Below are 14,326 nucleotides of genomic sequence, written 5' to 3'. Positions count from 1 at the left end.
GAAGCCTACGCTTTATTGGATTACGCGGTAGCAAGGTGTGTAGGCCTTGCCCGCCAGCTTCATCCGGCTGTGCGCGACGAAGGATGCCAATAGCGCATCCATCGGCCCCATGATTTCCTTGTCGCCGTGGATTTCGAAGTGGCCGTACTTTTCAATGGTGCGGATCCCCTCTTCCTTCACATTCCCCGCCACCACTCCTGAAAACGCACGGCGTAAATTGGCCGCCAGTACATGCACAGGCTGGTTCTTGTGCAGGCTCAGGTTGCGCATGTTTTCGTGCGTCGGCGCGAATGGGCGCTGGAATTCGTCGTCGATCTTCAGTGCCCAGTTGAAGTAATAGGCGTCCGAGCGCGACTTGCGGTATTCGCGCACCTGCTTCATCCCTTCCTGCATCTCCTGCGCCACCAGTTCCGGATCGTCGACGATGATCTTGTAGCGTTTCTGCGCTTCGGCGCCCAGCGTCAGGCCAATGAACTCGTTGATCTGCACAAAATAGTCGCGCGCAGTTTCCGGGCCCGTAAAAATCAGCGGGAAAGGGATGTCCGCATTGTCCGGGTGCAGCAGGATGCCGAGGATATACAGGATCTCCTCCGCCGTGCCGGCGCCGCCCGGGAAGACGCAGATGCCATGGCCCACGCGCACGAACGCTTCCAGGCGCTTCTCGATATCCGGCATGATCACCAGGTCGTTGACGATGGGGTTGGGCGACTCCGCCGCAATGATGCCGGGCTCCGTGATGCCCAGATAGCGTCCTCCGGTGAAGCGCTGCTTGGCGTGGCCGATGGTGGCGCCCTTCATCGGCCCCTTCATCGCACCGGGGCCGCAGCCGGTGCAGATATCCAGCCCGCGCAGGCCAAGCTGGTAGCCTACTTCCTTCGAATAGTTATATTCGGCGCGATTGATCGAGTGGCCGCCCCAGCACACCACCAGGTTCGGGTTCAGCTGCGGCTTGAGCACATTGGCGTTGCGCAGGATATGGAAGACCGCGTCGGTGATGCCTTCGCTGCGGGCCAGGTCGAACTTGGGATTGCCGGTGACTTCATTACTGACAAATACGATATCGCGCAGCACGGCAAACAGGTGCTCGTGAATGCCCTTGATCATCTTCCCGTCGACAAAGGCGATGGCCGGAGCCCCTTTGATATCGAGCTTGATGCCGCGCTCGCGCTGCATGATGGTGATGTCAAACGACTTGAAACGATCCAGCAATTCCTTTCCATCGTCGATCGTGCTGCCGCAATTCAGCACCGCCAGGGCGCAGTTGCGGAAGATGTTATAGAGGCCGCCCTTGCCCGAATCCAGCAGCTGGACCACCTCCGCCTTGGACAGGACTTCCAGCCTGCCCTCCGGAGCGATAAGAGTATCGACAACGTTGCTGTCCATGATACGTAAATCCTTTTATTGAACTTTTCGGGGACTGCACCTTCAATATACGCTTTTGATGTGCCGATTCACAGGCGCAAGCTTGGCAAACATACCACATTGCTGCTGTGCAGCACGCGAAATTGTCCTTCAAGCGCGCGGGGTGGATTACAATTCGGCTTTTTTTCGACCAGGAGAAACCGCATGGGCGGTCCTATCACGCAAACCACCGAGGCTAAAATCCCCGAATTCAAGCAGATCATGGGTCACCCTGCTCCGCTCTGGATGCTGTTTATGTCTGAGTTCTGGGAACGCTTTGCGTTTTACGGAATCCGCTGGGCGCTGGTGCTGTACATCGTGTCGCAGTTCTACCACGGCGACGCTTCGGGCCAGGCTGCGGCCAACCTGACCTACGGCTCCTACCTGGCGCTGGTATATGCGGGCGCCCTGTTCGGCGGCTATGTCGCCGACCGCGTTCTGGGCTACCAGCGCTCCATCCTGGTTGGCGCAAGCTTCATGGCGGCCGGCCTGTTCATGATCGCCATCCCCGATCCGACAGTGTTCAAGTTCGGCCTGGCCACCATCATCGTCGGTAACGGCATGTTCAAGCCGAACATTTCGACCATGGTCGGCAAGCTGTATTCGCTGGGAGACACCCGCCGCGATTCCGGCTTCACCATCTTCTACATGGGCATTAACGTCGGCGGCTTCCTGGCCCCGATTTTCACCCAGCTGCTGGCACAAAAAGTGTTCGCCACCGGCGACACCCCGGCTTACAACATCGTGTTCATCTCCGCCGGCGTCGGCATGATCATTTCGCTGTTCTGGTTCTACATGGGACGCCGCGGCCTGAAAGGCATTGGCGAACCGGCACCGGAAGCCAAAGACCCAAAGCGTATCGCTTACGTGGCGCTGGGCGCTTTGGCCGTGATCCCTGTCGTCTACGCCCTGCTGGCAGTCGGTGCAGCCGCCCTGCAAGGCGTGTTGTCGGTGCTGTTCCTGATCCTGGTGGTGATGCTGATCGTCGAAGGCGTACGCAACGGCCCTGTGGCCCGCGACAAGACCATCGCCATGATGGTGATCTTCGCCTTCAACATCATGTTCTGGTGCTTCTTCGAGCAGGCTGGCTCCTCGTTCACTTTCCTGGCTGACCAGATCGTGAACCGCGACCTGGGCTTCATGAACTTCCCGGTAGCCTGGTTCCAATCCGTGAACTCGCTCGCCATCATTTTCTTCGCGCCTGTTGTGGCAGCGGTATGGGTCTGGATGGGCAAGCGCGGCAAGAATCCTTCGATCCCGCGCAAGTTCGCTCTGGGTATTATCGGCAACGGCCTGGCCTTCGGCCTGCTGATGTACGCGCTGACCTACCTGGTCGACGACAAGAAAATGATCCCGTTCTGGACCCTGTTCATGGTGTACGTGATCCAGTCCATCGGTGAACTGTGCCTGTCCCCGATCGGCCTGTCGATGGTGACCAAGCTGGCCCCGACCCGCCTGGTTGGCATGGGCATGGGCGGCTGGTTCCTGTCCACCGGTATCGGCAATAACCTGTCTGGCATCGTCGCCTCGATGATGTCCGGTGAGCACGGCATGACCGTGCAATCGGCACTGACCGGCTACACCCAGGGCTTCTTCATCCTGATCGGCGGCGGCGTGCTGCTGTTCCTCCTGGCGCCGCAGATCCAGAAACTGATGCACGGCGTGAAATAAGAAGCTTAAGTCGCATCTTAAAAGCCGGGGTCAGCTCTGGCAAACGGACAAAAGGCGCACATTCGTGCGCCTTTTGTCCGTTTGCCAGAGCTCGGCTTTCTTTATGCTTGTGACGAGAGCCAGGCATCGAGCCGGGCTTCGGCTCCCGCCGCTAAATGCAGGCCAAGCTTGGAGCGCCGCCACAGGATGTCGGCCGCGGTGACCGCCCATTCCTTACGGCGAAGGTAGTTCACTTCGGCGGCGTACAGGCCGGGCAGGATTTCCTCGCCCAAGTCGGCCAGCGAGGCGCAGCCGTCAAGCAGCACATGCACACGCGTGCCGTAGGCGCGCACATAGCGTTTCACCAGTTCTTGCGGCAGCCAGGAGTACTTCACCTGGACGGCGGCGGCCCATTGGCAAAATTCCTGCACTGAACGGTTCTGCGGCACGGCGCCGAACAGGTCGCCGCCCGGCAGGCAGGCGTTCTCGGTCCAGGCTTTCGCCGGCTTGCCGAGCGACTTGCCGAGCAAGTCGACGGCGTCTTCCGCCAGTTTGCGGAAGGTGGTGATCTTGCCGCCGAAGACATTCAGCAGCGGCGCACCCTCCTTGTCCAGTTCCAGGAAATAGTCGCGCGTCACGGCTTTCGCATCGGCTGCGGCGTCCTCCAGCAGCGGACGCACGCCGGCATAGGTCCACACCACGTCGGCCGGACGCACCGGTTCGCGGAAGTAGTCGCTGGCCAGCTCGCACAGGTAGCGGATCTCGCTCTCCTCGATCGCTACGTGCTGCGGATCGCCCGTGTATTCCAGGTCGGTGGTGCCGATCAGCGTGAAATCGCGCTCATAAGGAATGGCGAAGACGATGCGCCCGTCCTTGTTCTGGAAAATATATGCCTGGTCGTGCTCAAAGATGCGGCGCACGACGATATGGCTGCCTTTCACCAGGCGCAGGTGGCGGGACTCCTGCTTGGCTCCCGCCGACTGGAGGAACTCCTGCGCCCATGGACCCGCCGCATTGACCAGCGAGCGCGCGGTGAGGCGCTTTTCAGTGCCGTCGGCCTTGCGCAGCGTCGCCACCCAGTGATCCTCGCGGCGCTCGACACCGACACAGGTGGTGCGGGTCAGGATGCAGGCGCCTTTGGCGCTGGCGTCCATTGCGTTCAAGACGACCAGGCGGGCATCGTCAACCCAGCCGTCCGAGTATTCGAAACCTGCGCGAAAGCTCTCTTTCAGCGGACGCCCGGCAGGATGGCAGCGCAGGTTGATGCCGCGCGAGCCGGCCAGCAGTTCGCGCTTGGCCAGCATATCGTAGAGGAACAGGCCGGCGCGGATCAGCAGCGCCGGGCGCTGGCCTTCGTTATGCGGCATTACGAAGCGCATCGGCCACATGATGTGGGGGGCGCTGCGCAACAGCACTTCGCGCTCGGCCAGCGCCTTGCGCACCAGCCGGAATTCATAGTATTCCAGGTAGCGCAAGCCGCCGTGAATCAGCTTGGTGGAGGCGGACGAGGTGTGCGATGCTAGGTCGTCCTTTTCGCATAAAACGACGTACAGGCCGCGGCCCGCCGCATCGCGCGCGATGCCCGCACCGTTGATGCCGCCCCCAATTACCAGTACATCACAATCTACGTCCGCCATGCGCTTTCCGATTACTGTTTATAAATGACGCCGTCTTTCATCACGAAGCCGACCTTTTGCAGCAGGGTGATGTCTTTCAGCGGATCTCCGGCAACTGCCACGATATCCGCCGCGTAACCCGCCTCGAGCGAGCCAAGCCGGTTCGCTTGCCCCAGCAGCGAGGCGGCGCCCAGCGTGGCGGCGCGGATCGCCTCCAGCGCCGGCATGCCCGCCTCCACCATATAGGCAAATTCCTTGGCGTTCTCGCCATGCGGGAATACGCCCGCATCGGTGCCGAACGCGATCTTCACACCGGCCTTGTAGGCGCGGGCGAAGGTTCCCTGGATCTGGGGGCCGATGGCGGCGGCTTTGGGCTGCACCAGCGGCGAATAGTAGTTGGGCTCTTTGGCCTTGTCCGCCACATAGCGGCCGGCGCTGATGGTCGGCACATACCAGCCGCCGGTCTTCTTGAACAAGGCAATCGCCTCGTCGTCCATGAAGGTGCCGTGCTCGATCGAGTCCACGCCGGCTTTCAGGGCGCGCTTCATGCCTTCCGCGCCATGCGCATGGGCCGCCACCTTGAAGCCGTAATCCCTGGCGGCGGCGACCAGCGCTTTCAGCTCGGCGTCGTCGAACTGCGCGTTCATGCCGTTGGCGGCCTGGCTCAGCACACCGCCGGTCGCGGTGATCTTGATCACGTCCGCGCCTTCCTGATAGCGGGCCCGCACGGCCTGGCGCGCCTCGTCGGGGGTGTTGATGACGCCTTCCTGCGGCCCCGGCGTCCCGTGCAGGTGGCGCAGTTCGCGCGACTGGCCGTTGCTCGGGTCGGCGTGCCCGCCCGTGGTGGCGATGGTTTTCCCGGCGGTGAACATGCGTGGGCCAACGATGGCGCCGGTATTAATGGCGCGCTTCATGGCAATATTCAGGCCTTCGTTGGCGCCCAGGTCGCGCACCGTGGTGAAACCCGCTTTCAGGGTCCGCTCGGCGTAGGCGACGGAATCGTAGGCACGGTCGATGGCGTCAAGCGTCACCTGCCCGCGCAACACATCGATCTGGGGCTTGGTCTGGGTGGTCAGGTGCACGTGCATGTCGATAAATCCCGGCATGCAGGACATGCCGCTCAAATCGACATCGCCCTTGCCCGTGGTCGCTTCGATCGACTTGACGGCGCCGTTTTCGACCTGGATAGTGACGCTTTCACGCCACACCCCGGCCTTGACGTCCAGCAGGCGGCCGCAGTCGACCGTTTGCGTCGCCGCACCCGCCGTTCCAGCCACCAGCACCAGGCTCGCTGCCCCCAGTTTCACCATCGCCCTGCCTCCTTTAACGTGCGGGTCTTTCCCTCGCCACCCAGAGTAACAATCCCATGATTACAGCATAAGGCAGCAAGGACAGCAAATCCGCACGCGCGCCGCTGAAGAAAGGGTTGCTGCTTTCCGCCCAGGCGCTGACCGCGGCGTCGAAATTGGTCATTACCCCGGCCGTAATCGCGATCACGATGCCCGCCAGGGCGCCGCCAGCGATATAGCCGGATGCCAGCAGCACGCCCTCGCTGCGGTCGCCCGCGGCCTGCCGCCCTTCCTCGTCCAGTCCCTGGTATTGCGGCAGCTGGCTGTTGCGGCGGTCCGCCAGCCAGCGCAGCACCCCGCCGACGGCAATCGGCAGCGTCGCCGACAGCGGCAAGTAGACACCCACGGCGAACGACAAGGACTGCACACCCGACATTTCCAGCACCACGGCGATCATCACGCCCAGCATGACCAGGGTCCAGGGCAGTTGCTGGTCCAGGATGCCCTTGATGATGTAGGAAACCAGCACAGCCTTCGGCGCATCGTATTTGCGCACCTCGGTGCCGTCCGGCCGCTGGTTGTGGGTGCCGTTGATGCCGGGGTCGACATACCAGACGGCGCGGCCGTCCGGGCCGACCAGGTATTTGCCTTCCGGACCGCCTTGGGCGTCCGCTTTCTGCCAGACCTTGTAGCTTGCGCTGTCGCCGGCAGACTGCGGGCCTTCCAGCCGCGCCGTCGCCGTCAGCCGGGATGCGTCGGTTGCCAGGCCCGGCGCCACCTGGGCCGCCGGCACGTACACCGTGCTGGCGGTATTCAGCTGCAGCAGGATCGGGCCAAGCAGCAGCGCCGAAGCCAGCGAACCGACCAGCATCGCGTACTGCTGCAAGCGCGGCGTAGAGCCGACCAGGAAGCCGGTCTTCAAGTCCTGCGACACTGTTCCCGCATTGGCCGAAGCAATGCAGACAATGGCGCCCACCGACAGCGCCGTCACGTAATACTGCCCCCCAGTCCAGCCGACCATCAGGAAAATCAGGCAGGTGAACAGCAGCGTCGCCACCGCCATGCCCGAAGTCGGGTTCGACGACGAGCCGATTTCACCGGTCAGGCGCGACGACACGGTGGAAAACAGAAAGCCGAACACCAGGATCAGCAAGGCGCCCAGCAAATTCATATGCAGCGGCGCCGATGCGGTGATCACCGCGATCAGGCCCAGGCAGCCGATCACCACCCACTTCATCGGGATGTCCTGCTCGGTGCGGCGCGTGGCATCGGCCTTGCTGCCTTTTCCGACGCTCGACAGGCCGGCCGCCAGGCTGTTCCAGATCATCGGCATCGCGCGCAGCAGCGCAATCAGGCCGCCGGCCGCCACCGCGCCGGCACCGATATACAGGATGTAGGCGCCGCGCACCTCGTCCGGCGCCATCTCGGCAATCAGTTTGGTGCCGGGGGCGAGGATGGTGGTCAGCGGTCCGCCGAAGAATTTGATCATCGGGATCAGCAGCAGGTAGGACAGCACGCCGCCCGCCGTCATGGTCAGCGCGATACGCGGCCCGATGATATAGCCCACGCCCAGCAGCTCGGGCGATACCTCGGCGCCGATCGAGCCGCCCTTGAGCGGCGCACCCAGCACGGTTTCCGGCGTATCCTTCCACAGCTTGAGCGACACGTTGAGCGCTTTGTACAGCAGCCCGACGCCGAAACCGCTGAAGATCAGGCGCGCGCGGCGCCGTGCATCGCGCGCCGCTTCCGATTCGCCTTGCAGCGGCTCGCCTGCCGCCACGCGCGAGGAATCGCTGGCCGCGGCCTTCAGTACTTCGGCGCACGCCGTCCCTTCCGGAAATTTCAGTTCGCCGTGCTGGTCCACGATCATCGTGCGGCGCATCGGGATCATCATCAGGATGCCCAGCAGGCCGCCCAGCACGCCCACCAGCATCACGCGCCAGATTTCCAGCTCAAAGCCCAGGATCAGGATGGCCGGCATGGTGACGCCAAGGCCAAAGGCAATCGATTCGCCGGCCGAGCCGGCCGTCTGCGCAATACTGTTTTCCAGGATGCTGGCGTCCTTGCCGCCCATTTTTTTGGCCAGGCCGAAGAACGTGATGGCGATCACCGCCACGGGAATCGATGCGCTGACGGTCAGGCCGACTTTCAGCACCAGGTACAGCGAGGAAGCGCCAAACACCATGCCCAGCAAGGTTCCGAGGAACAAGGCGCGGAACGTCATTTCCGGCAGCCGCGCCGCATCGGGGATATAGGGACGGAACACGTAAATCCTTTTAGACTGAAACACCTAGGACTATGGCATATCTAGCAATGAAGTAGCAACTACCGCATAGTCTATAATTGCCCGATCTAGCAACCTTGAGAGCTGATTTGATCAATCGTCCTTCCTGGCTGAACCGCCGAAACATCTTCCGCGCCGGCATCGGTGCGGGTCTCACCGCCCTCGCAGGCGGCATCGCCCTGGCCTGCTACGCGGCCTTCGTTATTCGCCCCAGCCTGCCGACGCTGGAAGCTGTCACCGACTACCACCCCAAAATCCCGCTGCGCATCTATACCGCCGACAAAGTGCTGATCGGCGAATTCGGCGAAGAACACCGCGACTTCACCCCGATCGGCGAAGTGCCGGACCTGATGAAGAAAGCCGTGCTGGCCATTGAAGACACGCGCTTCTACGAACACGGCGGCATTGACTGGATCCGCGCCCTGGGCGCCGTGCGCGCCAACCTGCGCGGCAGCTTCCGCCAAGGCGGTTCGACCATCACCATGCAGGTCGCCCGCGATTTCTACCTCAGCAAAGACAAATTCATTTCGCGCAAACTGGCCGAAGTGATGCTGGCCTACCGCATCGAATCGGCGCTCGACAAGGACAAGATCCTCGAGCTGTACATGAACAATATCTACCTGGGCCAGCGCTCTTACGGCTTCGCCAGCGCCGCCCAGGCTTACTTCGGCAAGTCGCTGAAGGAACTGTCGGTCGCGGAAACGGCGATGCTGGCCGGCTTGCCGCAGAACCCTTCGCGCCACAATCCCGCGGTCAATCCGAAGAAGGCGCGCTCGCGCCAGCAAGTGGTGTTGAAGCGGATGTTCGAACTTGAGTACATCACCCAGGCGCAATACGACAAAGCCAAGACGGAACAGCTGCATATCAACCACCGCGGCCAGGAATTCGACACCCATGCCGAATACGTGGCCGAACTGGCGCGCCAGGCCGTCTTCGCGGAATTGAAGGAAGAAGCCTACACGCGCGGCATCAATGTCTACACCACCATCCTGTCGAAAGACCAGGACGCGGCCTATGCCTCCGTGCGCAGCAACGTGGTGGCCTACGACCAGCGCCACGGCTACCGCGGCCCGGAAGCCTTTATCGAGCTGCCGGCCGACGAGGACGAACGCGATGACGCCATCGACGAAGTGCTCTCAAAGCGCGTCGTCAGCGACGGCCTGACCCCGGCCGTGGTGGTGCAGGCCAGTCCCAAGCTGGTCAAGGTCGAGACGTCGGATGGCGACGTGTTCTCCATCAGCGGCGAAGGCTTGAAACTGGTCGCATCGGCGCTGTCCGACAAGGCCAAGCCGGAGATCGCCATCCGTCCGGGCGCCGTGGTGCGCGTCATGCAGGTCGACAAGAAGTCCTGGGCCATCACCCAGGTGCCGAAAGTCGCGGCGGCCTTCGTATCGCTGGACGCCAATACCGGCGCCTACCAGGCCATGGTCGGCGGTTTCGACTTCGGTCTGCAGAAGTTCAACCACGTGACGCAGGCCTGGCGCCAGCCGGGTTCCTCGATCAAGCCGTTCGTGTATTCCGCCGCCGTCGCCAAGGGCTTCGGCCCGGGTACCCTGATCGCCGACGAGCCGCTGGAACTGCCCGGCAGCGCCTTCGGCCAGCCATGGAAGCCGCAGAACGACGACGGCAAGTACGACGGTTCCGTCACCATGCGCCGCGCCCTGGCAGCGTCGAAAAACGTGCCATCGGTGCGCCTGCTGCGCGCCGCCGGGCTGGATGACACGCACGCCTACCTGGCGCGCTTCGGCTTTGAATTGCCGCGCCATCCGAAGAACTTCACCATGGCGCTCGGCACCGGCGCCGTCACGCCGCTGCAACTGGCAGGCGCCTATGCGGTCTTCGCCAACGGCGGCTACAAGGTGACGCCTTACCTGATTTCCCGCGTCACCGACGCCAAGGGCGCCGCCATCATGGACGTCAACCCGCCTTCGCCTGCCAACGCGGGCGAGCGCGTGATCGACCAGCGCAATGCCTTCATCATGGACAATATGATGCGCGACGTGACCCGCAGCGGTACCGGCGCTGCAGCTGGCCGCCTTGGCCGCCCTGACCTGGCCGGCAAGACCGGCACCACCAGCGATGCCTTCGACGGCTGGTTCGCCGGCTACGGCGGCGGCGTGGTGGCAGTGGCCTGGATGGGCTACGACGAGCCGAAGTCGCTCGGCGGGCGCGAGTTCGGCGCCACGCTGTCGCTGCCGATCTGGATGGACTATATGCGGGTGGCACTGCCCAAGCATCCGCCGATCGACCGCCCGGCGCCCGAGGGCGTGGTGCAGATCCGCGGCGACTGGGTCCTGGAGGAATACGCCAACGATCCGACCGTGCTGGCCGTGGACATGGACGCCGCGCCGGGCGACGAAGAGCAGCCCGCCCCGGCCGACGGTACGGCGCCGGCGCCGCAGCAGCAGCCGGCGCCGGGACAGCCGCCGTTGCAGCCGGTCCCGCAAGCGCAAGCGCCGGTGGGCGCCTGACCATGCCGGAACAACGACCGTCTTCCATGCGGCGCCGGCGCCTGCTTGGGGCCACGGCCCTGCTGGCGGCCGCAACGCCGGCGCTGGCCATGCACACCAGCGGCCACCCGCCGCGCATTTACATGATCCTGTTCCGCGGCGAGACCGATGTCGAAACCGGCTTCCGCCAGTGGTTCAGGGATAATCGGATGGATGCGGAATTCCTGGTGCGCAGCGTGGACATGGATGTGGCCCGCGTGCCGGCCCTGCTGGACGAGGCCCGCGCCTGGCGCGCGGACCTGATCTACTCATGGGGCACGCCGGTCAGCGTGGCCGTGGCCGCAAAGGAATTCAATATCCCCATCGTGTTCACCATGGTCTCGACACCGGTGGCGGCGGGGCTGGTGCCCAACCTCGCGTCCTCGCAGCGCAACCTGACGGGGGTCAGCCACGTCGTCCCGGCGCGCCAGCAGATGATTGCGATCCGCAATTACCGCCCCTTTGCCCGCATCGCCGGCATCTTCACGCCGAATGAAATCAATGCCCAGGTCAGCATGCGCGAGATGCGCGCCGAGGCGGAACGCACGGGAACCGAATTCACCGTCAAAGCCCTGCCCCTGGATGACAACGGACATCCGCGCGCCGACGCCATCCCCGACATCATCAAGCAGTTTGCCGAACAGGGCGCCCAATTGGTGTATGTGGGGCCCGACAGTTTCCTCGCATCGCAGCGCAAACTGCTGACCGAAGCCGCCGTGGAACTCGGGCTGCCGGTCTTCTCGTCCGTCGAAGCGGCCCTGCGCGACGGCCGCGCCCTGTTCGGGCTGGTGGCCGGCTACGCCAACGTGGGCCGTCTTACCGCCCATAAAGCCGCGCAAATCCTGTACCATCGCGTCAAGCCCGCCGCGCTTCCGATTGAAACGCCGGGCAGCTACTCCTACCTCGTCAACATGGACGTGGCGCGCAAGCTCGGCATGATGCCGCCGGGCCGCGTGCTGCAGATTGCGGAGCAAATACGATGATCCCGCTGTCGCCGCCGGTATTGCAGCAAATGCCCATGGGCCTGGCCTATGGCCTGACGGATGTCGGCACAGTCCGGCCGAGCAACCAGGACAACCTGCTGCTGCTGCCCGAACTGAATTTCCTTGCCGTCGCCGACGGCATGGGCGGCCACGTGGGCGGCGATATCGCCAGCACGGAAGCGCTGACCCTGGTGTGGAAGCATTTACGCGCCCTGCCGCCCGCCGCCAGCGAGGCCGAGGCCTTGAGTCAATTGCAGGATGCGGTCCTTTTCGCCAACGCCACCCTGTTCCGCAACAATGCGGCCGCTGGACTGGCGGACGGCTACGGCATGGGAACCACGCTGACCGGCATGTGGCAGCCGCAAGGCGGCGGCCCGGCGCTGCTTTTCCACGTGGGCGACAGCCGCATTTACCGCTACCGCAACGGCCAGCTGGCGCAGCTGACCCATGACCAGACCCTGTACCAGCAGGCGCTGGAGGCGGGTATGACGGGCGTCCTCCCGCCACGCAACCTGCTGCTGCAGGCGATCGGACCGGCGCAGGATGTACGGCCCGACGTCTTCGCCCATCCGCTGGCGCCGGGCGACATCTACCTGCTGTGCAGTGACGGCTTGTACGGTGCATCCGACGATGCGACCCTGGCCGCCATCCTGGCAGGCGCAGGACCGGACAACCTGCCGGAAAGCTGTGTGGAACTGGTGGAAAAGGCCAAGCAGGACGGCAGCCGCGATAACATCACGGCCGTCCTGCTGCTCTGCCCAGCCGCTTAAAATTCTTCCCAGTCGTCGCCGGGCTTGGACACTGCCACCGCCGGGCGGCGCGTGCCTGCGACCGCTGGCGCTTTGGCCACAGCGGGCGCTTCAGCCGCCTTCCCCGCGCCCGCATCGGCCGATCCGCGCGGCACCGCACGCTGTGCGGCGCCGCGCGCAGGCCGCGCCGCCGCCAGCGCCCTCGCCTGCGTCGAAGGACGCCGCACCTGCACATCTTCGGCCGCCAGCGCCGCGGCATCCAGTTTGAAGACGCTGACCACGTCCATCAGCCGCGCCGCCTGTTCTTCCAGCGCCGCCGACGCCGCCGCGGCTTCCTCGACCAGCGCCGCGTTCTGCTGCGTCACATGATCCATCTGGCTGATCGCGGTATTGATCTGGTCGATGCCTGAACTTTGCTCCTGGGTGGCCAGGCTGATTTCGGAAATGATATCGGTCACCCGCTGCACGCTGGTGACCACCTCGCCCATGGTGGCGCCGGCCTCGCCTACCAGCTTGCTGCCCGCCCCGACCTTTTCGACCGAGTCGCCGATCAGTTGTTTGATCTCTTTCGCCGCAGCCGCCGAGCGCTGCGCCAGGTTGCGCACTTCCGACGCCACCACCGCAAACCCGCGCCCCTGCTCGCCGGCGCGCGCCGCTTCCACCGCAGCATTCAAGGCCAGGATATTGGTCTGGAAGGCAATCCCGTCGATCACGCTGATGATATCGACGATCTTGCTGGACGATTCATTGATGGAATCCATGGTTTCCACCACGCGCGCCACCACCTCGCCGCCCTTTGCCGCCACAGCGGAAGCGGTCTTGGCCAGCTGGTTCGCCTGCAGCGCATTGTCCGAGTTATGACGCACGGTGGAAGTCAATTCCTCCATCGACGACGCGGTTTCTTCGAGCGAACTGGCCTGCTCCTCGGTCCGGCTCGACAAATCCATGTTCCCGCTGGCGATTTCCGAGGTCGCGCCCGCGATTGTGTTCGTGCCCTTGCGCACCTGGCCGACCACGCGAATCAGGCTCCCGTTCATGTCCTTTAATGCCTGCAGCAGCTGGCCGGTTTCCTCCCTGGTCTCGACCGGGATATCGCTGGTCAGGTCGCCCGCCGCGACGGTCTGGGCCACTTTCACGGCCGCTTCGATGGGGCGCGTGATCGCCATCGCGATATACCAGGCAATCACGATCGCCAGCGCCATGGCCGCCAATACCGTCACCACCATGGCCCGCTCCGCCGAGACCACGGCCTCGGCCCCCGATTTGATGGAATCGGTGGCGACGCGGTCGTTCAGGTCGATGATCTTGTTCAGCGTCTGTTCCGCCTTGGCGAACAGCGGCTCGGATGCGTGGTATTGCTGGAAGAACTGGGCGAACAGCTCCTTCTGTTTGGCCTCGTCGCTATTGCCGGCCAGGGAGGACACGGTGCCGCCCAGCTTTGCATCGGCCGCCTTCCAGGCTTCCCATTCGCCGACAAACTGCTTCCACAGCACGGCTTCCTCGTCGGTTTGCGGCAGCGGCTCGTACTTCTTCCAGCCGGACATGGCCTTGGCCCATGCCGCATCGCGCGCCTTGGCAACCTGCGCGAACATCGCCTGGGCCTTGTAATCGTTTTCGAAGATGGCCGTTTGCAGCGTCGCCTTGTCGATCGCCGTCTGGCCTTCGCTCATGACCAGCAGCCCGTAGATCGATGGCAGGCGCACAATGCCGATTTCATTGACCGACGCGCCCACGTTGGAAATGCCGCGGTAGCCGGACATGCCCAGGACGGCCAGGGCCAGCAGCATTACCGCCACCAGCACGGCGAGTTTCCACTTAATCAGAAGGTTTTTGAACATCGCACCACGCCTTTCATCTTAAACAAC

The 14,326-nt window shown here is 63.7% G+C and carries 9 protein-coding genes; 4 read left to right on the top strand and 5 right to left on the bottom strand.

Going from position 1 to position 14,326, the window contains the following annotated elements; genetic code table 11:
- Positions 1-12: 12 nt before the first annotated feature.
- Positions 13-1,383: a nucleotide 5'-monophosphate nucleosidase PpnN gene (gene ppnN / locus H597_RS0112885; RefSeq protein ID WP_028102512.1), complete on the bottom strand. Its 1,371-nt coding sequence runs from the start codon at positions 1,381-1,383 to the stop codon at positions 13-15.
- A gap of 183 nt (positions 1,384-1,566) precedes the next feature.
- On the opposite strand from ppnN, the gene H597_RS0112880 reads away from it, so the two are divergent.
- A complete protein-coding gene (locus H597_RS0112880) occupies positions 1,567-3,072 on the top strand; it encodes a peptide MFS transporter (protein WP_035374055.1) in 1,506 nt (501 codons plus the stop codon).
- Between the two features lie 101 nt (positions 3,073-3,173).
- Here the strand turns inward: H597_RS0112880 and glpD are convergent, their stop codons facing one another.
- Genes glpD through H597_RS0112865 form a run of 3 tightly spaced genes read right to left on the bottom strand, consistent with a single transcriptional unit; the run spans position 3,174 to position 8,222 of the window.
- On the bottom strand, positions 3,174-4,688 hold the full coding sequence (glpD, locus tag H597_RS0112875) for a glycerol-3-phosphate dehydrogenase (RefSeq protein ID WP_035374053.1): 1,515 nt from the start codon (positions 4,686-4,688) through the stop codon (positions 3,174-3,176).
- 11 nt (positions 4,689-4,699) lie between these two features.
- Positions 4,700-5,977, bottom strand: coding sequence for a metal-dependent hydrolase family protein (locus tag H597_RS0112870; protein WP_028102509.1), 1,278 nt, complete (start codon positions 5,975-5,977; stop codon positions 4,700-4,702).
- A gap of 13 nt (positions 5,978-5,990) precedes the next feature.
- Positions 5,991-8,222, bottom strand: a complete 2,232-nt coding sequence (locus H597_RS0112865) for an OPT family oligopeptide transporter (protein WP_229632162.1) — start codon at positions 8,220-8,222, stop codon at positions 5,991-5,993.
- A 107-nt stretch (positions 8,223-8,329) separates the two neighbouring features.
- Here H597_RS0112865 and H597_RS30750 point away from each other — a divergent pair, with 107 nt between their 5' ends.
- Genes H597_RS30750 through H597_RS0112850 form a run of 3 tightly spaced genes read left to right on the top strand, consistent with a single transcriptional unit; the run spans position 8,330 to position 12,482 of the window.
- Positions 8,330-10,711, top strand: a complete 2,382-nt coding sequence (locus H597_RS30750; RefSeq protein ID WP_154668085.1) for a penicillin-binding protein 1A — start codon at positions 8,330-8,332, stop codon at positions 10,709-10,711.
- 2 nt (positions 10,712-10,713) lie between these two features.
- On the top strand, positions 10,714-11,712 hold the full coding sequence (locus H597_RS0112855) for an ABC transporter substrate-binding protein (RefSeq protein WP_083941070.1): 999 nt from the start codon (positions 10,714-10,716) through the stop codon (positions 11,710-11,712).
- Positions 11,709-12,482: a PP2C family protein-serine/threonine phosphatase gene (locus tag H597_RS0112850; RefSeq protein WP_051293752.1), complete on the top strand. Its 774-nt coding sequence runs from the start codon at positions 11,709-11,711 to the stop codon at positions 12,480-12,482. Before H597_RS0112855 ends, H597_RS0112850 begins: the two co-directional genes overlap by 4 nt.
- On the opposite strand, the gene H597_RS30745 is transcribed toward H597_RS0112850, so the two are convergent.
- Positions 12,479-14,299, bottom strand: coding sequence for a methyl-accepting chemotaxis protein (locus tag H597_RS30745; RefSeq protein WP_051293751.1), 1,821 nt, complete (start codon positions 14,297-14,299; stop codon positions 12,479-12,481). The two genes, H597_RS0112850 and H597_RS30745, sit on opposite strands and share 4 nt — an antisense overlap.
- Between the last annotated feature and the right edge of the window lie 27 nt (positions 14,300-14,326).

Origin of the sequence: Pseudoduganella violaceinigra DSM 15887 (genome assembly GCF_000425385.1) — a bacterium.
In the GTDB taxonomy this organism is placed as follows: domain Bacteria; phylum Pseudomonadota; class Gammaproteobacteria; order Burkholderiales; family Burkholderiaceae_D; genus Rugamonas; species Rugamonas violaceinigra.
Note: the sequence above shows the minus strand (reverse complement) of the source record. Positions and strands in the feature narration are given on the sequence as shown.